The sequence below is a fragment of the candidate division WOR-3 bacterium genome, from assembly GCA_039802205.1.
Lineage (GTDB): Bacteria > Hydrothermota > Tepidihabitantia > SM23-42 > JAOAFX01 > JAOAFX01.
Map to the genome: position 1 here is coordinate 1 of JBDRWD010000043.1, position 22,911 is coordinate 22,911.

Consider the following 22,911-nt stretch of genomic DNA (forward strand, 5'->3'; position numbering starts at 1 on the left):
TGGCACAACGATATGTAGCACGACCTTATATACCTCTCCCCTTCTGAATTTATTCACAGGTTTCCCATCAAGGGTCAGTATCTCTTTCCACAAATAGAATCCTTCATCAAAGGCAATCGGATTTTCTTTGTATGCATAAGACATTCGCAAAGTATAGTATAATCTTCCTGTTCCCTGTTTTGAGACCATTAAAGGCAATAACTTATTCTTCTCAATCTTATCAAGTGAGAATAGAAATCTTCTTGGTGGCTCATTGGTCCTGCCCTTGAAGGTCTCTTTGAGAATTTCTTTTTCGCCAAGAATAATCTTTGCTACAAAATTCGGCTCTTCTTTTTCGTACTTTTTGTAGTATGTCTGGAAGGCATCAAAGACAAAGGCATTCTCATGGGTCGTGGGTTTAGTCTTTTTGGAACGTTCCTGGACGAGCCACTTTATCGTCTGGTCTTTATACGGAAAGTCAATATCAAGTTCGGTGAATGTCTGAGTCACAAAGCCGGTCACCTTTGCCGGCGAAGGGAATGTCCAGCCCCGAAGTTCATCTTCTTCAAAATGGGCACTCGTTGGCGAAAGTTTAATTTTGTTTGTTATCGCCCGAACGAGTTCATTTTCAAATCGCGGACCAAGACCGAACTTTCTTCCTGCCTTCAATAATAAAGTCTTTCCAAAGACTGGAATCTGTTCTCTCCTGTCAAAGAGTTTGTTTGCATAACCTGCCTCGCCCATTTCACCCCAGATACTCAATGAATACAGGCAAAATGACATTGTCGTCAGTTTTTCATAAACATTATAAGGATATGTCCAGTCAACTTCCTCCCAGCGCAGGATGCCTTTCAAATATTCTTTTCCCTTTTCAATAACCCTTGAATCAATCTTGTATCCAGCATCGCTTGCCCTTTTTAAAACATACATTGTATATGCGGAGAGATACGGACAGGGATACCAACTTTCTTTGAAATACAAAAATCCACCACTATATGTCTGATATTGCGGAACTTCATCGAGGACCTTCTGGACCGAATCCCTTAATTCTTTGCCCGTGACCGGAGCGAGTTTGAATTGATTAATTATTTCTTCACCAACAATGAGTGGCAGAATCCTTGATAGTCTCTGTTCAAGACAGCCATAAGGATAGTCAAGCAAATGCTCAATATCCCTCTTCATCCCGGCAAGGACCGAGGATGATAGCAGTATCTCAAGGCCGCCGGTATTTTCATAGATATTATCGGGCACGATAATTCCTTCAAGTGACGAATCAGTGGTTGAAGAAAATGTTGCCACTGCTTCAACAAATGGCGGCGATTTAACCGGTATAGAAAGTTTTAGTGCATCTTTTTCATTCCCCATACTCGCATTGAATTTGAATACTGCATTGCCAGTCTTTTCGGCAACAAAGTCAAAAAGAACCTCTTTGCTCGTATTGGGTGGCAATTTTACACTCTTTTTATTACCACCGAGCATTTTAAGACCTTCTATATTACATTCTACACTTGCATTATTTTCCTGATTCGTCCGATTATGCAAAACAACACCGGCTGAGAACTTATCGCCAACCCGGCAGAATCTTGGAATAGAGCCTGAAACTATAAATGGCAGATTTACTACAAATGTGGATTCTGCTGAACCGAATTCACTATTCTTTGTCTGGGCAACAAGCATAATCCTGAATTTCGTGAGATTATCAGGCAGAACAAACTTTACTTTACCCTTGCCTGTTTCATCGGTCTTTAAGTCACCTTTGTAGTATACCGTTGAGATAAATTTCTCACGATACGGGATACCTTCACCAGCACCACCGCCGCCCCTTTCTTCACCCTTCTCACCATAACTCCTTTCACCGAGGATATTCAACCGTGATTCAATCGTCTTTACCGAGAGAGGCCTAGTACCATAAAAATAATCAAATGGCTCAGGGGTTTTGAAGGCAATTAAATTAAGCACGCCGAGGTCAACGACAAATAAACTTAGTTCACAATTCTTTACTGGCCTATTCAAATAGTCTTTTACTTCATAAAATACGGTAACACTGTCCCGTGGACGATATTCTGTTTTGTCTGAATGTGCTTTTACAACAAGATGTTTCTCCTTTGTATCAACCTTCAGATTCACATAGCCAATCTTGAATTGTGGTTTGCCCAGATCTTCCTGTTTCTCTTCATCCCAGGATAAATCCTCAACCCTGCCACGCAATAGCATTACGCATACATAAATATTGGGTAAGTCAATGGATTTAATTGGAACCTCAATATAATCCGCATTTCCCCTTATTTTCTTTGTCCACTTACGCAATATCAATTCTCTTTCAACTGTTATCAGGGCATTTGCTGAATCATAAGGTGACTTTACTAAAATCCTTGCGGTATCACCAACCTGATACATATCTTTGTCGGCAACCAGTTCAATCATATCATCATCACGCATTTGCCAGCCAGCATAACCCGGTCCCGCCACATAAAAATAGGCTTTATTATAAGATTGCCTTCCTTTTTCATCTTTGGCAATCGCCTCCACATAATAATAACCTGGCTTATCTGGTTTGAATCTTATTACATTGGAATCAATCTGGGTTGTAATCTGTTCTTTTTTTATCTCAGTTTCAACATATTCAGAAACCCATTCATATCTACCACCGAGTCTTGCCTTTTTAATTGATTTCCACTCTGCCTTTACGAATTTAAGCTCCACCTTTTTATTACTAACTTTTTCACCCGATGGTCTAATTGTTATCAAACTCAACTCAACCGGCTCGTTGATTGTATATAAATATTTTGCCTTCTTAATACCTATAAGCAAATTTGCCGGAAATACAAGCCAGTTCTGTCTTCCAGAAAGGGTCTGTTTATTTGGTGCGACCACAGTCCCTTCAAGAGTAATCATAGAAGGGGTTTTGATGTCTTTTGGTTGAAGTTTAGCAACGACTGAAAATTTCCCCTGATTATCAAGTCTTCCCCTGCCTGAACCAAGAACACCACGAATATCATAATCATAGCCCGTACTGAAATTGTAACCTTTGTAATGGGGTAGTGAGAAATAATAATAGTCTTTGTATAAAACCCATTCCACTTCCGCATTCGTCATTGGCATACCAAAGAGATATCTTCCTTCTACCCGACCTTTGAATTGGTCGCCAGCGATAAAAGTATCCCTTTCCGCATATGCCTTGACCTCAAATTCTGCAGGTCTGAATGCCTCAACCCGGAATGAATGATAGAAACTATAATCTTTTTTGGGCAGATTAACACTGATTGAATAATAGCCGGTTGGTGCGTCTTCAGGTATCCAGACGTCCCTGAAGAATGAACCATATTGATTGACATTAATTGTATCATCTACAATCGTCTCATCCCTTGAATTTTTTACGACGAATCCAACTTTGTTTATATCCGGAAGTATCCATTCACCCCTCTTTTTCTTGCGCAGAATCCCCTTGATGTGAACGGTCTCACCATTCTTGTATAATCCCTTTTCGGTGAAGATATAACAGCCATATTCTTCAGACCTGATGCTCCAAACATATGAAATATCAAAACGCCAGGGGTCAATGCCAAAATTCCATTGATTTGAATATACCGCAAGGTCTTCTCCTCTTGAAACCGTGAGCCAGAATTTCGGCTCATAATAAGTTGTATATGATTCCATCTCATATTCACTTTCGTATTCATAGGTCTGCCTTTCCGGTGAGATCTTTAACTCCGCCCAGCCCGGCAGCTCCACAAATCCTTTTGCATCGGTATAACCCTGTGCCAGAACTTGATTCTTATCATCACGGAGTTGAACCAAGGCATTATTCAAAGGCACAGTGTTATTCAAAGAAGTTATCCAGACAAGATTGTTCTCAGGTGAATACTTCCATGTGACACCCAGGTCATTGACTTCACAGAATGCCTTGAGATAGCGATACCCAGGATTATCACCGTATTGTCCAAAATTATCAAACTGAATAAAGACCAATCCACCATTCTTTTCACCAAGCGCCTCTTTTAATTCTATCGGGAATCTTATCTTTTTATTCCGGTATTTTTTATAAGAATCAACCCGCCACATTTTTGAGACATTGAATAAACCAGGGGTATTTATTTTCTCATAGGCGTTAAAGTTTCTCCTTTCATTCAAGAATGGAATCGCACGCTCAAGGCTGACAAGCCCCATTTCCAGATAAACACTATCAACATTAACAAATGTTGCCGGAAATTTTAAATCACTGTATCTCTCAACAATATTTATTCCCTCAGGAATTTCTGCGAATGGAATATAATCACCAACTTTGAGTGTAAATTCATAATCCTTATCCAGATTATTCCCAAATTTATCCTTCAAATTCTTTGATATCTTAACGCGATATGTCGAATTTAATTTAAATGGCAGATAAAGGTAAATACGGGTTTCAGGGTATGTCTCCTGTGTGTAATGCTCTGGTATTGAATCAAGGGGTGGATTAAAAGAAATATTTTTTATCACTTCGCTATGGGTAACCGGATTTGAAAAACACAAAATTAAAGGATATCCACCGGGGATATATTCGACATAGTTGATAAGTGAAAGATAGTTATAGGTATTGAATGTTAAGGTGTGCTCAAGATTTGTGCCGAGATTACCAACTTTTGCAAGCAGACCTGGAAAAATATTGACTTCAATCAATGCCTCCTGGGGAAAAGCCCTTGTAGGCACAAGGACCAGTGTTTTATTGTTATCCCAATCCTTTAATGGCCAATCTGTTTTTTCCTTATCCTGCAGTTTTCTTATGCTGAATGGAATCTCTTCCTTGTAAGGCGCATCTTTTGGTTCCTTGCCACCACAATAGACATAAGAAGGTTGCCCATATGTAGCAAATATCTTTATCCTATCCCGCACCTTTTCTGGTGCCATTTCAAGATTGAAATAAAGGTAAATCGGGGATTTTAAATCAATAAAATTTGAACCATCATATGGTTTGGAGCTGAGCAAAGTTGGTCTCACACTCTCAAATTTCCAGGAGGTATCTCGTTCAAGACACATCCCGGTTAGGGATTGAATCTTATTTTTTTTTAGCGTAACAGTAAATTCTGTTGCAGGCTGTAAGGTATCCGAAGGGATAAATGCCAAAGTCCTTGAACCGAGCCAGCGGTATTTACCTTTTATGGGTGGATTGAATTCAAGCGGTCCTGAAGTCTCTTCTCTGGGTATTGCCTGTACCGGTGCCATTGCCTGATTAAAACCCACAAGAATTTTGAATGTCTCTGACGACCCTTCCACTTGACCTATCGGCGAAATGTGCGTAATTTTCAATGGAATCTCCATACCTTGAACAATCTGCCGGGTGGTGATATCAATTTTCTTTTGCTTATTTTTTTGAGGGCAGAATACAAAAAAGGACAGGGAGATAATGATCAAAATAGAAAACCTCTTCAATTAAACCTCCTATTAAATGAATTATAACCAAAATAAAAATTATTTCAATACTTGTTTGAAAGCATATGCTTTTTCCGTCACTCATCTTCTCTTCCTTGACTTGGCAACCGGTTTGATTATAATTCTTAATGCTGGCATTCAAAAAAATTATTTATCTTTTCATTTTGTCTTGCGTTGTTACCTGTGGCAAACAGAAACCGATTATAACTCCTGAAAATCCTGTTATCCCACAACCAGAAGGTATGGTTTTAATTCCCGGAGGTTTTTTTATTATGGGTTCCGATTCTGTAGGGGAAAATCCTAAACACCGGGTTTGGGTAGATACATTTTACATGGATAAATTTGAAGTTACCAATCTCCAGTATTTGAGATTTGTAAAAGCTACTGGCCATCCTAAACCCCCATTTATCAATGACAGTACTTTAAATAAACCTGATCAACCAGTTGTAGGTGTGAGTTATTGGGACGCCATCAGTTATGCCAAATGGGCTAGCAAGAGATTGCCTACCGAAGCCGAATGGGAATATGCCGCAAGAGGTGGTCTTAACGAAAAAGAATTTCCCTGGGGTGATGAACCACCTTACCAAAAATGCAATTATGCACCTCATGGCAATTTAGAAGCAGATGGCTACAAATATACCGCGCCCGTAGGAAAATTCCCTCCTAATAATTTCGGATTGTACGATATGGCCGGAAATGTCTGGGAATGGTGCAACGATTTTTATGATACTACCTATTATAAAATAGGTCCGGCAGTAAATCCTACAGGTCCTGACTCAGGCTATCAGCGTGTCTTGCGTGGTGGTTCATGGCTGACTATTAATGTTCGACATCTACGGTGTGCTGCCCGATTGGGTTTAAAACCGTTCGTTCAGGATAAATACTACGGATTCCGGTGCGTTAAAGATTATCGCAAAAAGCCCTAAATTCTTGAAGCCTTTCGAACTTAACACCTAATAAGTAAAAATCGGGACGCTGGAGGTTATTCATTTTTAGACAGGATGGGTATTGACATAATGAAATCTATTAGTAAAATATAAAAAGTATAAAAGGAAAGAATGAAAACAATTTATGGACTTATTTTATTTTTTTCAATCTTATTGGCAGGGCCAGGAATTATAGATGTAGTAAACAATCATCCGGATACCACCAAGGCGGAAAACGGATGTAATAAAGGTATTTCTTTAGAAAAAAGAATTCTCCCTACAAAAAGGCGGATAGAATTCATTACTGAAATTTATCCTAAGTTAGCCGAGCCTTCCATTATCTATTTCCATTCCTCTTTCCTCCCGAAACAAAATAACATAGTAACACTACCTCTAGGCAGAAAAATAACCGATGCCGAAAGCAAAATTATGCCAGGACCAAAGGTGGCTGACACTCTCTACACTGTATTGATTCAGGAGATTGTACTAAATAAAAAAATATATAAACAGGGTGAAATCGCCACTTTACTTGTATCAAGCACCCGTCCCATCTCAAAGCCGCAAATAAAATTTTTAAAACGCAACTATGAATTATATCTGGCAGGGGAAAATCTTTATAAAACCATCCTTGCTGTGCCTATGGATGCCGATACCGGCCAACATTACCTCATTTTTAGGTATTCCGAAGATGACCAAAATAAAATTTTGAAACTTCCTTTTCGTATAATACCAGGGGATTTTGCCTATGAAGATACTATTGAACTGGATATCTCTATCCTCACTGAGGAAATCTTGGAAATGTTAAGATACGAAAACGCTCGATACTTTTATAAGGCTTACACCACCGATTTTCCTACGCTTTTAATCAATGGGGATTTTATCTGGCCCTGTGATGGAATAATCACTTCGCTCTATGGCAGACCACGCCGCTATAACAAAGATTTAGACAAATGGTCGCATAAGGCCATTGATATTGCCAATAACCCCGGAGTGAAAGTGGTAGCCGCAAATACAGGAATCGTCGTCATGGCTGAAGAACTACAAGCCCATGGTAAAAGTGTCGTCCTCGCCCATGGTCAAGGAATTCATACTGTTTATCTCCATCTCGATAAGATTTATGTAAAGAAAGGCGACACCGTAGCAATCGGCACCGAAATTGGGGAACTTGGTAAAACTGGCATTTGCACAGGGCCTAACTTGCATTTCCAGGTTATGGTCAACCGAATTCCTACTGATCCTCGATATTGGATACCAGGTGGTGTTAATTTAAAAAAAGGCGATTTGGTAAAATCAAGTTCTAACCGGTAATGCCAATTTAACCATCAATCACAATTCAGCCTGACTGCCAAGTTTTACATCCTTCACGGCACTGGTTACAACATAGATCCTGATATTATTGCTATCTGGGTCTGCAGGAAAAACAAAAAATCCCTTTCGGTTTTTATTATAACCCATCGTAGCCCCATAGACTACTTCGTTATCGAAAAAAGTGACTTTAATCTTCATGCCTCGGAATGTCACCGGATCGATTTTACTAAATCCTTTTACTTCCTGATAATCCTTATTACCCTCATAGGTTTTGACGAAGAAAACAGCCTTCAAGGACTCCGTCTGTATTTCTTCGATATTTCCATCCTGATGGATGAGATGGAATTTGGGTTTTTCCGGAACAAAATCATGTGTCATGCCCTTGGCAATACTTCCATTTTTATAATGCAACACAACCCGGTTGGTCTCGGTTCTTTGATCCATGGTTAAGTATATTTAAAATCCAAAAATAAGTCAAGTCTCCTTGGAGTGGGAGCCTTGACAATCCCGGTTAAATCTCTATAATACCCTGATGGAACCCGCAATCTCCGTTGTCATTGTTAATTACAATGTGCGCCACTTCCTTGAGCAATGTCTAATGGCTATTGAGCGGGCGAAACATAATCTTGATATTGAAATAATCGTTGTAGACAACGCATCAGTTGATGGCAGTCAGGCAATGATAAAAAAGAAATTCCCAAATGTGATTCTCATCGAAAACCATCGAAATTTAGGTTTTGCAAAAGCCAATAATCAAGCACTCCGGATTGCCCGGGGCAGATATGTGTTGATATTAAATCCAGATACCCTGATTCAAGAAGATACTCTTGTCACCTTAAAAAATTTTTTAGATGAACATCCCGAGGTGAGTGCTGTGGGTTGTAAATTGATAAATCCAGATGGATCATTCCAAGCCGCCTGCCGGCGGAGTATTCCAACCCCCTGGGTAGCCTTCACGAAGATTGTCGGATTGAGTAGAATTTTCCCACGCAGTAGAATTTTTGGACGTTATAACTTAACCTATCTTTCCCCCGATGTAGAGTGCGAAGTAGAAGTACTTTCCGGTTCCTTAATGATGGTCCGCAAAGAAGTCTTAAAACATATTGGTTTTTTTGATGAAGATTACTTCATGTATGGTGAAGATATTGATTTATGCTACCGGATAAAAAAAGCTGGGGGGAAAATATACTATACTCCGCGCACTAAGGCAATTCATTACAAAGGCGAAAGCACCAAGAAAGGTGAGTTTTCTTATATCACCAATTTTTATTCTTCAATGCTGATATTTATCGATAAACATTTCCAGGACCACTATTCAACATTTGTTAAAATTTTTCTAAAATTAGGAATATATCTACGGGCGTATCTCGCCTACCTGATCTCTTTTTTCAAGATCATCGCTGCTCCGTTGTTGGATTTTTTATTAACAATCCTGAGTATATTTTTAGCCATCAAAATATGGTTACCACATTACCACCTTATGAGGTTTCGAGTTATATTTCCTATCTACACGATTGTATGGTTTTTGAGTATTTATCTTTCCGGTTGCTACCAGGGAAGAAAAAAATATCATCTCAAACCTCTGCTCGGGGGGACCATCATTGGTTTTTTGTTGAATTCGACTTTCACCTATTTTTTTAAACAGTTTGCTTATTCCAGGGTGGTAATCCTAATTGCGGCACTTCTCATCATCCTTCTTTTGAGTGGCTGGCGTTTATTTTACCGCTGGTTAGGACCCCATGCGATTAAACATCCCCTTTCAAAGTTACGCCGGACAATCATCGTGGGTGCAGGTAAAGAGGGGCTACGCATTCTCAAAAAATTAAGAGCCCGACCTGACATTCCCTACGAGATTTGTGGATTCGTCGATTTTGATGAAAAGAATGTAGGCAAAGAGATTGATGGAACAGAAGTCCTCTCCACCATTGAGAACATCCGCGAAGTCATAAAAATCCAAAAAATTGATGATGTTATATTTTCCAGCGACCGGCTGAGCAACAAGCAAATTTTGGAAACAATATCTTATGCCCATGGCACGGGTGTAAACTTCCGTATCGTGCCCCATGAACTTGAATATATCATTGCAAAATCTTCCGTCGACGAAATTGAAGCGGTTCCACTCTTAGACTTTGTGAGTTCCTATGACCCGATTGACCTGGTCGCCAAAAGAATGCTGGATATTGTCTTTGCACTCATCGTAATATTAACTTCTGCACCTTTTATTCTTCTTAACTTTATCGGAGGAGCGCGTCTGGAGAGAAAAAAAATCTATAAAGAAAATGGTGGAATAACTGAGATTAGTATCTTTGACGGAGGATTGCCCTTTTTACGAAAGTTGCCTCTGTATTTTGGAGTATTAAAAGGGAATTTGACGCTGGTAGGCGGTGAAATCATCGAAATTGGTGAAAGAGAAAGACCAGCCTTTAAACCCGGTATCACCGGCCTTGTTCAGATAAAGTCACGGGAAAAAAACAGAAAACTTACAGCTCAGGAAAAGGACTACTATAATCTGTATTATCTAAAAAACCGCACATTGATAACTGATCTACAGATTCTTATCAAATCCATCTTTTAGCAAGTTTTTTACCTATCGGGTGATAAATCCCGTCGCCTTCTTACTTCTCTTATAAGCTCCCGGATTTCTCTTTCAAACTCTTCCTGAAAGATTATAAACTTTGCCTGCTGAATAGGGGTTAATATCTGACGGATTTCTTCAAATTCTTTTAGCTGGGTTTCGTGACGCTTTTTCTGCAATTCTTGCAATTTGTTCAAAATCTTCAGTATCTCCCCTTCATCCGCTTTTTCATCAAGAAGATTTTTCAGTTCTTTAATCAATGTCCCACGCTGACGATAAAATTCCTGTTCATCCTTTCTCATCGCTTTCAGTTTTGGGAATAATTTTGTCATCTGTTCTTCGGTTAAATCAAGTTCTTCGGTCAGTTTATATATTCTAACCTTTTCAATTATCTCGCGTGGATCTTTCTCCTCAGGTCTTACTTGGGCAAAGATTAACAGCACCGGAAAAGCAAACAACACAATTCTTTTCATGAAACCTCCTCATCGTTGTTTTTAAAGATATTCTTTTCCATATTTTTGTATCAGGATTTCAATAAATTCCTTTTTTTCCGTAGGATTCAAATCCTGTAAAATTTGTATTGATTCTCCATTGATATAATCTTCCAATTGTTTAAATTTATCAACTAACTCATCATCAACAATTCTTTCCAGAAGCAGGCTATTTAAATCTTCGTCCTGTGTTAAAGACAGTGATGAAATAGAAATTTCAATGATTCGTTCCTTCTCAGGGCTAAATAAAATAAAGAAGATAATAAGACTCAGCACTGGAGCTAGTAATCCCAAAATCCTGCCTATTGGTTTTCGTAAATAAATTTCCTTTTTAGACAAATTAGCCTTCAGTCTCTCAAAAAATTCAGGTTCCGGCATCACCACCTCATCGTGCTTCATTAATTCGTAAAGCTTTTTTAATGCCTCTAACTCTTGCTTACACTGGGAGCACTCCTTCAGATGTTTCTCAAAAAGGGAACGAGCTTGTAGAGAAAGCAAATTCTCGCAATATTCAAGTATCAAACTTTTTTGGGGACAATCTTTCATAACCAGTCCTTTAATAAAACCCTCAATTTACGAATTGCCTGAAAATGATTGGCCTTGGCAGCACCCGTGGAGATAGCCATTATCGTTCCTATCTCTTCGAAAGTATAACCTTCATAATGACGCAAGATAAAAGCCATCCTCTGGCGCGGGGGTAATTTTGCCAGAGCATCATCTATCGCTTTTTTCAAAATCAGGTTCTGGGGAGGGATATTCGACATTGAACCATTGAATTCTTCTGTCTCACGATATTTCCGTTTGAATGAAATACAGGTATTGACTGCAATCCGATATAGCCAAGTAAAGAATTTGCTTTTTTTATTAAAATGTTTGATACCCCGCGCAATTCTGATGAAAATTTCTTGGGTAAGTTCCCGGGCATCTTCTTCATTACGCACAAACCGGTAGCAAATGGCATAAATAGACCGCTGATACTTTGCAAAAAGAGTTGCAAAGGCATTTTCATCCCCTTGATTATAGCGTTCAATAAGCAAAAGATCTTCATCATTCATTTAATTTTGACGCTGAGAGATAGGTCCTGGGTTTAAAAGGCTTTCGAAGATGGTGAAATTTTTAACTTCCGGTGCTGATGGCGCTAATACTCTTCTTCAGTATATGGTTCAAACTGTTCTTTTTCTGCACCGCACTCAGGGCACACCCAATCATCGGGCAGCTGCTCAAAAAGGGTGCCCGGCTCAATACCATTATCGGGGTCCCCATACTCGGGGTCATAGATATATCCGCAGATTGTGCATTGCCATTTGCCCATCATACCTCCTTTAAAAACAGTTTATTATATTTAAGAATTTTACTCTGTCAATAAACAACAGCATAATCACCGATGCTGAGGACAAAAGACATTTCCGGTCCGATAATCGTACTGATACGGCTGACCGGTTATCGGACAGAAAGTCTCACTCCCGGGGATATCATTTAAATCACTCAATTGCTCCGGATATTTTCCATTCTCAATAAAATAAAGTTGAATTGCGTCTTGGATCTTTTTAATTCGCAGCTGACAGTCTAAATTACGGGCTTTTTCCGGTGGTGCCACCGCGTGTTGTGCTTCTCTCGTGCCCCGGGTATAAATAACTCCTGCACGGTAAACAATGATACCCACGACGACTAACCCAATCGTTAACCCGAAAAGGGCGTAAGTTCTCATAGGTGATTATAACAATAAACGACAGGGTGTCAATACTATTATTGTTTAAAAATAGCACGGATTTTTTTGACCAGCGTAAAACCATTCCCGTACTTACCAATCGGAATCACATAAAAGCCATCAACATAGTCTTTCAACTTCTGAGCGGTAGCGAAAAGCAGTTCGGTTTCGTCGACCTCCTCAATCTGAGCAATATATGGATACGGAATTCCCAGAAATTTCATAAGTGCAAAAGCCCTTTTCTTTGTATACAAAAAAGAAAGACCTGCGATGATTTTTATATCGCCAAACCGTTGCCGGAGTTCAATAATGACCTCGATAAACTTTTCAGGCTGGAATACGGGCTGAGTAAAAAATACCTCTGCCCCACATTTGATTTTTTCCGCAGCTTTTATGAATTCGCCCTGGAGATTTGGAACATTGGGATTAAAACTTGTGCAGAGACAGAAATCAATCGGTGTAATCGCCTTGCGCGCCGAGGTGAGTCCTTGACGCAAGTTTCGGGCTACTTCGAGCAGTTTGGCAGAGTTCAGTTCAAACATACTCCGACCTTCAACCGGTGAATCACCGGTAACACAGAGAATATTCTCAATACCCAATGCTCGGGCACCAAGTAATTGACTTTCAAAAGATAAAAGTGTATAATGCCGGGCAACGAAATGGGGTATCGTTTCAATGTGCAGGTTCTCCTGGAGAATGTGGGCATAACATAACGCATCAGGTCTTAACTTACCAAGCGGGTTTGAAGGAATGTTAAAAGCATCAACATAATCCTTAAAGGGTTTGAGTTCATTAAGGATATTTTGCGTATCAATGCTGTTGGGCAAAAGTACTTCTAAAGTCAGGACTTTTTTTTCTTTCAACCTATCGCGCAACATAATTAATCAAGTTGTTTTAACACCTCCAGCCCAGCGAAGGCATTATTGACCGCAGCACAGGCACCGATCTGACGGGCGAATTCCGGACTGACATTCGGCCCACCAATGATTACCGGTGTATTCAATCCTTCGCTTCTCAATAATTTAATCACCCTCCCCATTTCCGGCATTGTCGTCGTCAAAAGGGCACTCAAACCCACCGCTATTGGTCTGTATCTTTTCACTGCTTCAACAATTTTTTGTGCTGCCACATCCTTACCCAAATCGATGACCTCATAACCTGCAGATTCAAAGACCATCGCTACGATATTCTTTCCTATGTCATGAATATCACCCTTCACGGTTGCGAGCACTATCCGTTTTTTTGTTCCAAATTTTTCTTTCTTCGGAATCCGGGCAATATGCTCTTTTATCAGCGTGAGCACAGTCCTGGTAGCTTCAGCGGATTTAAGTAAATCCGGAATGAAATAAACACCCTGTTCATAATACTCCCCTACTCTTTTCATGGCTTTAAAAATATAATCATCAATCAGTCTCTTGGGTGGAATCCCGGTCTCCAAGAGCATGTGGGCTTCCACCTGGGCTTTTTCTAAATCACCCTCAATTATTGCTTTAATCAAACCCTCATTCACCTCGGAAATTCGTGCTTTGGATTTAAACCCTGCTGCTTTCTGCGGAGTGAGATTCAGTGCTTGCTGGGGTTTATTCTGAGCCCATTTGAGATACCCATCAAGTTCGCCCTTGATAATCGTCCGCGCTGCCTTATACGCCTCCATCACCCGGGCATCAAGCGGGTTTGCTATAATAAAATTAACTCCAGCCTGGACCGCGAGGGTGAGAAGGGCGGCGTTCAATAAACTACGTTCAGGCAAACCATATGAAACATTGGAAATACCCAAAATGGTCAAAAATCCTTTCCTGTTTAACACCTCCACTGCCCGGAGGGTTTCCCTTATCTGCTCAGGATTGGTGGCAAAAGAAAAAATCAGGGGATCAAAAATCAAGTCCCTCAATGGAAAATCCAACCTCCGGGCAATACTGATCGCTCGTTTAGCGTTCTCCAGTCTTTCTTTTAAACTTCGAGGAATTTTCTTACCCACCAGGGATATAACAACTTTGAAACCGAATTTTTTTGCCAGCGGAAGGAATCTTTTCAGTTCCTTCACCCGCGCAGGAATGGAGTTATACACCCCGATACCCGGATATGTCCTCATGGCTTTCTCTGCTGCAAGGTAATTCTGGGTATCCAAAAATAGGGGCAGTGAGGAATTTTTCATCACCTCATAAAGACAACCGGTCAGGGTTTCGACCTCATTCAATTCCGGTACAAAAGCATTTATGTCCAGTGCATCCGCTCCACCTTCTTCCTGAGCTTTTGCCTCAGCACCATAAATTGTATAATCACCTTTTACAAGGCTCTCCTTCAATTTTTTTCGCCCGGAAGGATTTAACCGTTCCCCAACAACCAAGAGGGAGTGAGCATCAATCTTCGTCCACCGGCGAGGTGTAGCGAGATAGAATTCAACTTTTTGTTTATTGGCTTTATAATTCTTCATGAATCCTTCTGAGCTAAGAAGAGCCTTTTTTCGGTGCGCAAGAATTTTAATGTACCGCGGGCTTGTGCCACAACAGCCACCTACCAGACGGCAACCCACTCTGATGAACCCGTCAAAATATTCTGCCAGCTCCTGATCGGTGATGGAATTCACCACCTTCTGACCGACGATTTTTACCTTCCCCGCATTCGGTTTTGCAATCAGCGGAAGGGAAGTTACCTGGCTCATTCGCTTTAGGACCTCCAGCGCTGTTTCCGGTTCGGTGCAGTTTACCCCGATCGCTTTTGCTCCAAGTTTTTCAAAAGTGATCGCAATTGACTGGGGTGTATCGCCAAAGAGAGTATGATAATTACCTTCAAAAGTGAAACTCACCAAAAGATTATCGGAAAACTCACGGCCAGCAAGAAAAGCAGCCTTGGCTTCCATAAAGGAATTAAAGGTTTCAATAAAGAAAGCATTCACCCCCATATTATAAAAAGTTTTAAAAATCTCGTAGTAAATTTTGAATGCCTCTTCAAATTCATCTGCACCGTAAGGTTTAAGCATAAGTCCTAATGGACCAACATCACCCAGAATAAGTTTTTTGCTACCTGCAGCACGGCGGGCAATTCTTACCCCTTGTTTGATAATCTCTTTATACTTTTCACCCTTGAAATTTATTGGGTTGGCACTGAAGGTATTGGTAAGTATAATATCACTCCCGTGGGTTATATAGGTTCTTTGCAATTCGTATACTGCCTCTGGATTTTTTAAATTCAAAACTGCCGGTGCTTCACCTGGTTGCAAACCTTTATCCAACAGATTGGTACCTGTAGCACCATCAAGGATAACAATTTCTTCTTTCTTTAACACTTTTGCTAGATCCATGCGGATATTTTATATATTTTAGCGGGAGTGTCAATAAGAGGCAATCCTTCTTCTCCCACCGCATTCAAGTCCGAAAATATTAAGAAGGATGTGTACCACAGTTTAAAAATTAAAGGGATTTTTTGTTTTCATTGACACCCTAACATTTATAAATATAATGGAACAATGGCCGATATTACCCGGGGCGTCCGTTCTTTCACATTGGGCACTGCCATCAGTCGGGTGACCGGTTTATTCAGAGAGATGGTATTTGCTTATCTTTACGGTGCCAGTACGGCGACTGATGCATTCCAGGCATCCTTCCGCCTCCTCGATTTATTACGAGATCTGTTTGCCGAAACAACCCTTTCTTCTGCCATCATACCCGTATTGACTGAAGAGAAAAACAAAGGCAAGATTAATCAAAATCGTCTCGCCAGCAATACCTTCAATGTATTACTCTTGGTGGTGGGTTCTATTACCCTCTTATTCATTGTCTTTGCCCCTCAACTGGTGCGGCTTATCGCCTTTGGCTTTGCTAAAATACCTGGAAAAACCGAACTCACCGTCCATCTCACACAACTCATCATGCCCTTTCTCTTAATGGTGGCCCTCGCGGCTTGGGCAATGAGCTATCTCAATACCGAAAACAAATTCTTTGTGCCGGCAGTTGCGCCGGCCTGGTTTAATATCTTTTCCATTCTCGTTCCCTTGATGGTTTATCAATCATTAATCCACCGGGGCATTGACCCGATATTCGGCATGGCTTATGGAGTGCTGGTGGGGGGTCTGCTCCAGTTCGGTTCTCAAATTCCTGCTTTGATTAAAAATGGTTTTCGTTATCAGGTTTACCTGAATTTAAAAGATCCGGCATTAAGAAAAGTGTTTTATCTTTTCATTCCCGTTGCCATCGGACTGGCGAGTTCCCGAATTAATGTGATGGTGGATACGTTGATGGTCTCATTCCTTGAAGAAAAAAGTATGACTTATCTCCATTATGCATTCCGGATTATGCACCTCCCTCTGGGGCTTTTCGGAATTGCCGTGGGGGTTGTTTCTCTTCCTTCCCTTTCTCAACTCGTTGTGGAAAAAAATTGGGAAGAATTCCAAGCCACCCTCACCCGTTCCTTCCAACTTGTTTTCCTTCTCACCATCTTCAGTTCTGTCTTCACGGCTTTTTTTGCACATCCTATCTGTCGGATTGTCTATGAACGTGGAAAGTTCATCCCCATGGATACCGATGCAACCGCGGCCGCATTGATTTTCTATATCCTCGGTGTGCCTTTTGCCTCTGGCCTCCGAAATGTTGCAACTGCCTTTTATGCTTGTAAAGATTCAAAAACCCCAATGTATGTAAGCCTGGGAACGATTATCATTAACGTGGCTCTGAATTATTCATTGATGAAACTAATGAGTTTTCGCGGTATCGCGCTGGCAACTTCTATTTCTGCTGGTATAAACTTTGGATTGTTGCTTTCCCTGCTCCAAAAAAGAATAACTAAAATCGATCTACATAGACTAATTAAATTTGTCTCTTTAATAACCGTGGGTTCAACAGTCGGCTCCGGTGTGGGGATAATGACATTTAATTATTTGTGCGAAAATTTTCGCCCAGGTCTGTTCATTCAGATATTCATACTGATCGGCACTGGGTTTTTGGCGCTGACTATTTTCTATCTTTACTGTCAGGTCCTAAAAATAAAAGAAGCCTTACAAATTCTTAAACAATTATTCCGGCGTTAACTTGATACCTAATTGGTGTGCACTGGAAAAAGAACTCATGATTAGCACATACCCGATCTCATATTCATTCACGGAGACCATAACTCCACCGGTAAGCAAACAATCCTTTAAGAAGTCCTGTTTTAGATAATCCTGGGGCTTTATGTATCGGATCCCAGAGAGGAGTTTAAGATATCCATATTGATACAAAAAACCTGCTCCGATTTCAAGATCTTTACCCTTTATTTCAAAGAAAATATCTGCCTCTTCAAATAAGGCATATCTAATCCCTATACCAAAGATTAAAGGAACAGCGGCGTAATGGATTAATTCGGCACCGATGTTGTCAACCTTCAAACCAAATGCGCACCGGGAGAAGTTTGAATATAAACCGATCCCACCCACAATCCCAGTGTAGAAAACTGTATCAATTCGCGTCTGAAAATTTTTTAGACAAAAACCCCAGGCTCCTACCCGGCGTGCATACCCAATGTTCAAATCATAGGGAGCAAATCGACCGGTCGCGGTGCCATACTCATCATAACCCTGGATCTCTCCGTAATTTAAATAATAAAGTGCCAGGGCATTTTTCTGATAGGTAACCCCGAAAGTAAAATTATTAATTCCGTAAAACCATTTGCCCAGTATAAAATTAAAAATCTTTTGATGATTTATTGCCGGATTGTGAAAGACTGGTATCCCTTCGTCCATCAGTACCGTCATGCCTCCCATACCATTACCCATGATTCCTGGAGTTAGCTCTACTGAACTGGTCATGTAATACATTAGCAAAATGAGCACTATCATCTTATGACCGCAAGTTTTGTGTGAAAATTTTTCAAACCATACTTGGTTTCAATCTGGATGTGAACAAAATATATCCCCACATTTAAATGCTCACTGCTTAAAGCAATCGTATAGGGATTGATGCTTTCGAGTTCTAAAACCCTTCTTCCTCGAACATTGGTGACTATTATCCGCGCCTTGCAAAAATCCTCAAATTGGGGTAACTTAATGTGAGCCTGGGTACGCATTGGATTGGGATAAATCGTTGGTTCTTCAACTATCGGTAAATAATGGGAACCATCGAGGATGATCACCGAAACTGGAAGATGGTCAGAAGCGAAGTAAAGAGCCCTTGCTACATCACTCGGGACCGCGTAATTGATACCTCCATTAACGGATTTATTAAAATGTCTTCCATCGTTGCCGAGAATCACATATGATTCTGGAGGCAAGAAAAGTCCCGAGGTATCCAGAAGATCGGGCGAACATAAGATAAGATCAAAACGATCATCCAGTCCACCACCAGCACCCCCATCTGGTAGTTCTTCGATCCGAGTGGATTGAGTGTGGGCATAGGCATATGAGTAATTGTCATGCCAAACACCCGAAAAATGAAGTATGTCCCGCAATCCCCGTGGGCTTGTCTCAATACTATCAATGAGCCGATTATAACCCGATTCATTACCATAAAAATTAAAATCACCCATGACAAGGTAGCTGATCGATGGAAGTAGGGAATCAAGGTGACTCCTTAAGCGTGTTGCCTCCTGCAGACGAATAAGTTCACACTCCGCATCTGCCTTGAAATGGACGGAGAAGATATAAAATTCATTATTGGAATCCTTCATTCTCATACGGTAACGAGCAATATCCCGATTGACTGTAGGAATGTAAAGAGCATCAATGAATTCAACCTTTGACCGCCGATAGAATAAACCATTATCAGTGCTGGGACCATCGTGAAAGGGGACCAGGGAAAAATCATTGCTTTGGTAATTAAGAACCGAATCCCGGAATAATTCCATACCCAGCTCACTCGTCAGCTCTTGAACCGCAAGGATATCTGGTTTCAAATAATCAAGCACCACCCGAAAGTATTTTAATCGCTCGTAACCCATAGCATCGGGAAAGTTTAAAAGATTATAGGTTGCAATCTTAACCTGTCCGGCAAAACAAAAAGGGAAAAGAATTGAAAAAAGAATCAAGTATTTAGTGAAACGCATCTAATTCAGGCTATTTACGAGAAACATCAATAATTCTGCCTTCTACACCTTTATCAACCGGTGAATTTTTTCTTACATAATCGGCGATGATGTTGCGCAGATAAGTGAAAGTATCCTGAATATCCCTTCCCTCCTTAAAAACTGCATAATCACCGCCTCCAGCAGCGAGAAAAGAATTCGTCACCAGCAAATATTCTTTTTCCGGATCCAACAGACTTCCATCTTCCCTGCGGATTTCTATTACTCGCTCATTGATTGGTTTTCTTGAATCATACTTAAATCTTATGCCCGAAACCTGAAATATCGCATGCCGGCCATTAACACCAACTTCCAAAATCTTCCTTACCTGTTCGCCAGTCACTCTCATCAAAACTGCGGTATTGGATAATGCGTCTACATAATAACAATCCCGGTAGGTTATCTCACCTTTCCGGAAATTTGCCCTTATCCCACCGGAGTTATGGATGGCGATATCCGCATTAAAATATACGCGCATGGCATCGGTAATCAAATTGCCCATGGGCGATTCTTCAAACCCCGCCCGGGTTAACTCCCTGCGGGCATAACCGATAACCTCATCAAAACCCTTCTGGACTTCTCTCTCCCAATTTTTTAATCTCTGTAACAGAATCGTATCAAGTTCAACTTCGTCGCTCAAAAGATCTATCAATGCACCCTGGTAGCCAACAATTTTTTTAGTTTTTTTATCAATTTTTAAATCCAAAAATCCGATACTGGTAAGATGGCTGTAATTCTGACAGATGATGGTGTGGTTTATAGAATCTTCATAAGGTTCTTCTAAAGCGGTGGCACTATGGGAACCAAATATTACATCAATACCGGGCACATTTTCTGCGAGGCGTTTATCGTGACGTAAACCAATGCCGGTCATGGCAAATATCAAATCCACCCCTTTACTTTTTAATGTATCTACATAGCGCCGGGCAGTTTCGATCTCGGGTAAAACTGCATGATTTTTGAATCGTTCAGGAGTAGTCATTCCCTTCATGTACTCGGTGATCAGACCGAAAACTCCAATTTTTAGCTCACCAAAATTAATCAGGGTATAAGGTTTGAGATACTCTACATTCTCCCAGGTGTCTTCGTAGACAATATTACTGCAGATGAATTGGGCGTTAACATTTTTCACGATCTCTTTGAAAACCTCGACCCCCATATCATAGTCATGGTTGCCGGGCGAAAGAAGATTATAGCCGCAATAATTAAAATAATCAACCACGGCCTGACCCCGTGAAAACTCACCAATCGGAGAACCCACAAACATATCCCCGGTATCCAGCAAGAGAAAACCATAATTTAGGCTATCCGCCTCCCTTTTCTTTTCTCGAATAAATGATGCCGCGGCAGCAGCGTTGCCGATCGGCGGTGGAAAGTATGGATTTATCCACCAGGCGGTAGTGGGAAGGAGTGCACCCTCAATATCATTAGTATAAAGAACATAAATATGTTCGGGGATTGCAGTATAAAGTAAAATAACCAGAACCGCTACTGGCATTACAATTTAAATCCGAAAGAAAACACAAAGTGGTTTTGGGTCTCATCAAAAAATTGTCGCTCAGCAATCCCTAACCCTCCAAAATCGGTATTAGCATAATCCCTTTTACTCAACATGAAACCAAAATCAAAATGGTAATTTTTAAAATTGCCACCCACACCCAAGGTCAAACTCGTTGTCCAAATCGCAGGCTGATTGTAATCTGGTAACAAGCAAAATCCATAACGCACTGCATAATCGGAAAGAAGGCTATGTTCGACACCAAATTTATAAGAAAGTATCCGCTTCCTCCATAGTTTATAATTTAATTCAGCAACGAATTTTGTGGGGACACGGTACGGTGGCTGAAAGTAAATACCTAAGTTATGACCCGCCGGATAGAGTAAGGTGGTGTCTTGAACCGATGCGGAAAAATTCTTTTCAAAGAAATAACCCAGACGAAAGTGATACGAAATATTAAGTATCAATCCGTATTGGGATGTAGTAGTGGAAAAAAACCACTCCTCCTTTTTAAGTGAATCCTCTCCATGAGGATAATATATCCGCATCTCCCTCTTTGCTGAACCGTAGATAAGGTCCTGTGCTACTGCGATATTTAAAGACTTATAACTCAACCCAAGACCGGGAGAAAGCGCTTTTACACCACCCGCATAAGAATCATCCACAATCTTCACAAGTTGATAAAAATTGTCACGGTATTCATGATGAAATGAATAACCGAAATCATAAAGTTTGTAATACTTAACCCCGAATCTCAAGTTTTTGAGCGGGATCATTATACTGAATGGAGCCAAGTCCAGGATGGTGATTTGATTAACCGCAATCGTTGCTATCCCGATATTATTACCATAGTTATCATAAACCCTCAAGCCTCTCTTCTCCCGACATTCGAAGAAAACCCAACCTAATTTTAAACTGATTGCATCTGCTAAACACATCCCGGCAGGATTGAGACCGTTTTCCAAAACAGTAGTATTTCCTCCCAGTCCCAGGGAAGAGGCATCATAGTAAAAAACTGCGTCACCTTGAGTTAAAACTCCTGGAAGCGTATATGCGATCAGAAACCAAAAAACAATCATTTTTACAATTGTGGTTCTTATGGGACTAAAACTGCCGCGGCAATTACCGTGGTCCAGAGCCCGTATTTATCGCCGATTGCTGTCTGGGTTATATTCATGGTTTTAACGATTTTGGTCGAAATCTTCCAGAGTTCTTTCCGTTCATCATAACTGGTGTCGGGATCAAAAGGTACCCCGAGGGTCGTAGCTAACATCTGGGCAGCGAGGTCTTCAGCTTTATCGCCGGCTTTCGTTTCAGTCTCACCATAGGAATGGTATTCGGAAAGATAACCATATTGATTACGATCAGCCGGAATTGCCACGCCGATACTGGCAGCAATCAACCGGTGTGGTTCGTTGGTACTGCATTCTGATATCACACAGTAAACGATTTCGCCCGGTGAGAGGTATTGTAAGCCTTTTGTTTTGGACACGAGTTTCGCTCCGGGAGGTAGGATGCTGGACACCCGGACAATATTAAAGGGGGCAATCCCGGCATCCCTCAATGCCGATTCAAAACTTGCCAGCTTTTCCTTATGCTTTCCGACCCCTTTGGTTAAAAAGACCCTTTTTGGTATGATCATTTTCTTCCCTTTTTAAATGGAGCAGACCAGATTCGAACTGGCGACCTTCTCGCTGCGAACGAGACGCTCTCCCAACTGAGCTACTGCCCCATAAAAAATTTTAAGATTATAACAAAAATTTATAAAATGTCAATAATAAAAAAAACAAAGCCCCTCTTATCATAAGAGGGGCTAAAGTTTATTTCTGATTATTTTACTGCAACAATACCGCCTTCTGAGTTACAATCCGATTTCCATCGTTTATTCTTAGGACATAGATACCCGCAGGTAATTTTCTTCCGTTATTGTCATTTCCATTCCAGGTAATTTTAGAATTATTTACATTTATAGATTTAGCGGTAACAAATTT

Annotated in this window: 18 protein-coding genes and 1 tRNA gene; 4 read left to right on the forward strand and 15 right to left on the reverse strand. The window is 40.6% G+C overall.

The features are described from left to right. On the reverse strand, window positions 1-5,385 hold a 5,385-nt coding region (locus tag ABIL39_08780; protein MEO0166217.1), incomplete at its 3' end, for an Ig-like domain-containing protein. 128 nt (window positions 5,386-5,513) lie between these two features. On the opposite strand from ABIL39_08780, the gene ABIL39_08785 reads away from it, so the two are divergent. Together ABIL39_08785 and ABIL39_08790 are read left to right on the forward strand one after the other, a co-directional pair. Further along, window positions 5,514-6,311 carry a formylglycine-generating enzyme family protein gene (locus tag ABIL39_08785; protein ID MEO0166218.1) on the forward strand — a complete coding sequence of 266 codons (798 nt, stop codon included), beginning with the start codon at window positions 5,514-5,516 and terminating at the stop codon, window positions 6,309-6,311. Window positions 6,312-6,443: 132 nt separating this feature from the next. Then, window positions 6,444-7,619: a M23 family metallopeptidase gene (locus tag ABIL39_08790; GenBank protein ID MEO0166219.1), complete on the forward strand. Its 1,176-nt coding sequence runs from the start codon at window positions 6,444-6,446 to the stop codon at window positions 7,617-7,619. Window positions 7,620-7,637: 18 nt separating this feature from the next. Here ABIL39_08790 and ABIL39_08795 read toward each other — a convergent pair whose 3' ends face one another. Beyond that, a complete protein-coding gene (locus tag ABIL39_08795) occupies window positions 7,638-8,063 on the reverse strand; it encodes a hypothetical protein (protein MEO0166220.1) in 426 nt (141 codons plus the stop codon). Window positions 8,064-8,151: 88 nt separating this feature from the next. On the opposite strand from ABIL39_08795, the gene ABIL39_08800 reads away from it, so the two are divergent. After that, entirely contained in the window at window positions 8,152-10,194 is a 2,043-nt protein-coding gene (locus ABIL39_08800; protein MEO0166221.1) for a glycosyltransferase, read from the forward strand. Window positions 10,195-10,202: 8 nt separating this feature from the next. On the opposite strand, the gene ABIL39_08805 is transcribed toward ABIL39_08800, so the two are convergent. The 7 genes from ABIL39_08805 to ABIL39_08835 all read right to left on the reverse strand — a co-directional run bounded on the left by ABIL39_08805 (window position 10,203) and on the right by ABIL39_08835 (window position 15,694). Then, window positions 10,203-10,667 (reverse strand): Spy/CpxP family protein refolding chaperone, encoded by a 465-nt coding sequence (locus tag ABIL39_08805; GenBank protein MEO0166222.1) that lies wholly within the window; start codon window positions 10,665-10,667, stop codon window positions 10,203-10,205. 21 nt (window positions 10,668-10,688) lie between these two features. Continuing rightward, the gene (locus tag ABIL39_08810; GenBank protein MEO0166223.1) at window positions 10,689-11,231 is read right to left on the reverse strand and encodes a hypothetical protein; all 543 of its coding nucleotides are present in this window, start codon (window positions 11,229-11,231) and stop codon (window positions 10,689-10,691) included. Continuing rightward, complete coding sequence (locus ABIL39_08815; protein MEO0166224.1) at window positions 11,228-11,740, reverse strand: RNA polymerase sigma factor; 513 nt, start codon at window positions 11,738-11,740, stop codon at window positions 11,228-11,230. Before ABIL39_08815 ends, ABIL39_08810 begins: the two co-directional genes overlap by 4 nt. 83 nt (window positions 11,741-11,823) lie before the next feature. Further along, on the reverse strand, window positions 11,824-11,997 hold the full coding sequence (gene rd / locus ABIL39_08820) for a rubredoxin (GenBank protein MEO0166225.1): 174 nt from the start codon (window positions 11,995-11,997) through the stop codon (window positions 11,824-11,826). A gap of 66 nt (window positions 11,998-12,063) precedes the next feature. Beyond that, window positions 12,064-12,393 carry a hypothetical protein gene (locus tag ABIL39_08825; protein MEO0166226.1) on the reverse strand — a complete coding sequence of 110 codons (330 nt, stop codon included), beginning with the start codon at window positions 12,391-12,393 and terminating at the stop codon, window positions 12,064-12,066. Window positions 12,394-12,431: 38 nt separating this feature from the next. Then, window positions 12,432-13,271: a methylenetetrahydrofolate reductase gene (locus ABIL39_08830; GenBank protein ID MEO0166227.1), complete on the reverse strand. Its 840-nt coding sequence runs from the start codon at window positions 13,269-13,271 to the stop codon at window positions 12,432-12,434. 2 nt (window positions 13,272-13,273) lie between these two features. After that, window positions 13,274-15,694: a homocysteine S-methyltransferase family protein gene (locus tag ABIL39_08835; protein ID MEO0166228.1), complete on the reverse strand. Its 2,421-nt coding sequence runs from the start codon at window positions 15,692-15,694 to the stop codon at window positions 13,274-13,276. Between the two features lie 165 nt (window positions 15,695-15,859). Here ABIL39_08835 and murJ point away from each other — a divergent pair, with 165 nt between their 5' ends. Continuing rightward, window positions 15,860-17,416 (forward strand): murein biosynthesis integral membrane protein MurJ, encoded by a 1,557-nt coding sequence (gene murJ / locus ABIL39_08840; protein MEO0166229.1) that lies wholly within the window; start codon window positions 15,860-15,862, stop codon window positions 17,414-17,416. On the opposite strand, the gene ABIL39_08845 is transcribed toward murJ, so the two are convergent. The 6 genes from ABIL39_08845 to ABIL39_08870 all read right to left on the reverse strand — a co-directional run bounded on the left by ABIL39_08845 (window position 17,402) and on the right by ABIL39_08870 (window position 22,652). Next, window positions 17,402-18,202: a hypothetical protein gene (locus tag ABIL39_08845; GenBank protein ID MEO0166230.1), complete on the reverse strand. Its 801-nt coding sequence runs from the start codon at window positions 18,200-18,202 to the stop codon at window positions 17,402-17,404. The genes murJ and ABIL39_08845 overlap by 15 nt on opposite strands. Further along, on the reverse strand, window positions 18,199-19,404 hold the full coding sequence (locus ABIL39_08850; GenBank protein ID MEO0166231.1) for an endonuclease/exonuclease/phosphatase family protein: 1,206 nt from the start codon (window positions 19,402-19,404) through the stop codon (window positions 18,199-18,201). Before ABIL39_08850 ends, ABIL39_08845 begins: the two co-directional genes overlap by 4 nt. Before the next feature lie 10 nt (window positions 19,405-19,414). Further along, window positions 19,415-20,920: a 5'-nucleotidase C-terminal domain-containing protein gene (locus ABIL39_08855; GenBank protein MEO0166232.1), complete on the reverse strand. Its 1,506-nt coding sequence runs from the start codon at window positions 20,918-20,920 to the stop codon at window positions 19,415-19,417. Further along, a complete protein-coding gene (locus ABIL39_08860) occupies window positions 20,920-21,999 on the reverse strand; it encodes a hypothetical protein (protein MEO0166233.1) in 1,080 nt (359 codons plus the stop codon). The genes ABIL39_08855 and ABIL39_08860 overlap by 1 nt, the downstream gene beginning before the upstream one ends. Window positions 22,000-22,016: 17 nt before the next feature. Continuing rightward, window positions 22,017-22,562 (reverse strand): arginine decarboxylase, pyruvoyl-dependent, encoded by a 546-nt coding sequence (locus ABIL39_08865; protein ID MEO0166234.1) that lies wholly within the window; start codon window positions 22,560-22,562, stop codon window positions 22,017-22,019. 17 nt (window positions 22,563-22,579) lie between these two features. Then, a tRNA-Ala gene (locus ABIL39_08870) sits at window positions 22,580-22,652 on the reverse strand. Window positions 22,653-22,911: the final 259 nt, after the last annotated feature.

Bases quoted from the DNA above. Each gene is read 5' to 3' on its own strand.
- ABIL39_08785 (MEO0166218.1), top strand. From the start codon at position 5,514: ATGCTGGCATTCAAAAAAATTATTTATCTTTTCATTTTGTCTTGCGTT.
- ABIL39_08790 (MEO0166219.1), top strand. From the start codon at position 6,444: ATGAAAACAATTTATGGACTTATTTTATTTTTTTCAATCTTATTGGCA.
- ABIL39_08795 (MEO0166220.1), bottom strand. From the start codon at position 8,063: ATGGATCAAAGAACCGAGACCAACCGGGTTGTGTTGCATTATAAAAAT.
- ABIL39_08800 (MEO0166221.1), top strand. From the start codon at position 8,152: ATGGAACCCGCAATCTCCGTTGTCATTGTTAATTACAATGTGCGCCAC.
- ABIL39_08805 (MEO0166222.1), bottom strand. From the start codon at position 10,667: ATGAAAAGAATTGTGTTGTTTGCTTTTCCGGTGCTGTTAATCTTTGCC.
- ABIL39_08810 (MEO0166223.1), bottom strand. From the start codon at position 11,231: ATGAAAGATTGTCCCCAAAAAAGTTTGATACTTGAATATTGCGAGAAT.
- ABIL39_08815 (MEO0166224.1), bottom strand. From the start codon at position 11,740: ATGAATGATGAAGATCTTTTGCTTATTGAACGCTATAATCAAGGGGAT.
- rd (MEO0166225.1), bottom strand. From the start codon at position 11,997: ATGGGCAAATGGCAATGCACAATCTGCGGATATATCTATGACCCCGAG.
- ABIL39_08825 (MEO0166226.1), bottom strand. From the start codon at position 12,393: ATGAGAACTTACGCCCTTTTCGGGTTAACGATTGGGTTAGTCGTCGTG.
- ABIL39_08830 (MEO0166227.1), bottom strand. From the start codon at position 13,271: ATGTTGCGCGATAGGTTGAAAGAAAAAAAAGTCCTGACTTTAGAAGTA.
- ABIL39_08835 (MEO0166228.1), bottom strand. From the start codon at position 15,694: ATGGATCTAGCAAAAGTGTTAAAGAAAGAAGAAATTGTTATCCTTGAT.
- murJ (MEO0166229.1), top strand. From the start codon at position 15,860: ATGGCCGATATTACCCGGGGCGTCCGTTCTTTCACATTGGGCACTGCC.
- ABIL39_08845 (MEO0166230.1), bottom strand. From the start codon at position 18,202: ATGATAGTGCTCATTTTGCTAATGTATTACATGACCAGTTCAGTAGAG.
- ABIL39_08850 (MEO0166231.1), bottom strand. From the start codon at position 19,404: ATGCGTTTCACTAAATACTTGATTCTTTTTTCAATTCTTTTCCCTTTT.
- ABIL39_08855 (MEO0166232.1), bottom strand. From the start codon at position 20,920: ATGCCAGTAGCGGTTCTGGTTATTTTACTTTATACTGCAATCCCCGAA.
- ABIL39_08860 (MEO0166233.1), bottom strand. From the start codon at position 21,999: ATGATTGTTTTTTGGTTTCTGATCGCATATACGCTTCCAGGAGTTTTA.
- ABIL39_08865 (MEO0166234.1), bottom strand. From the start codon at position 22,562: ATGATCATACCAAAAAGGGTCTTTTTAACCAAAGGGGTCGGAAAGCAT.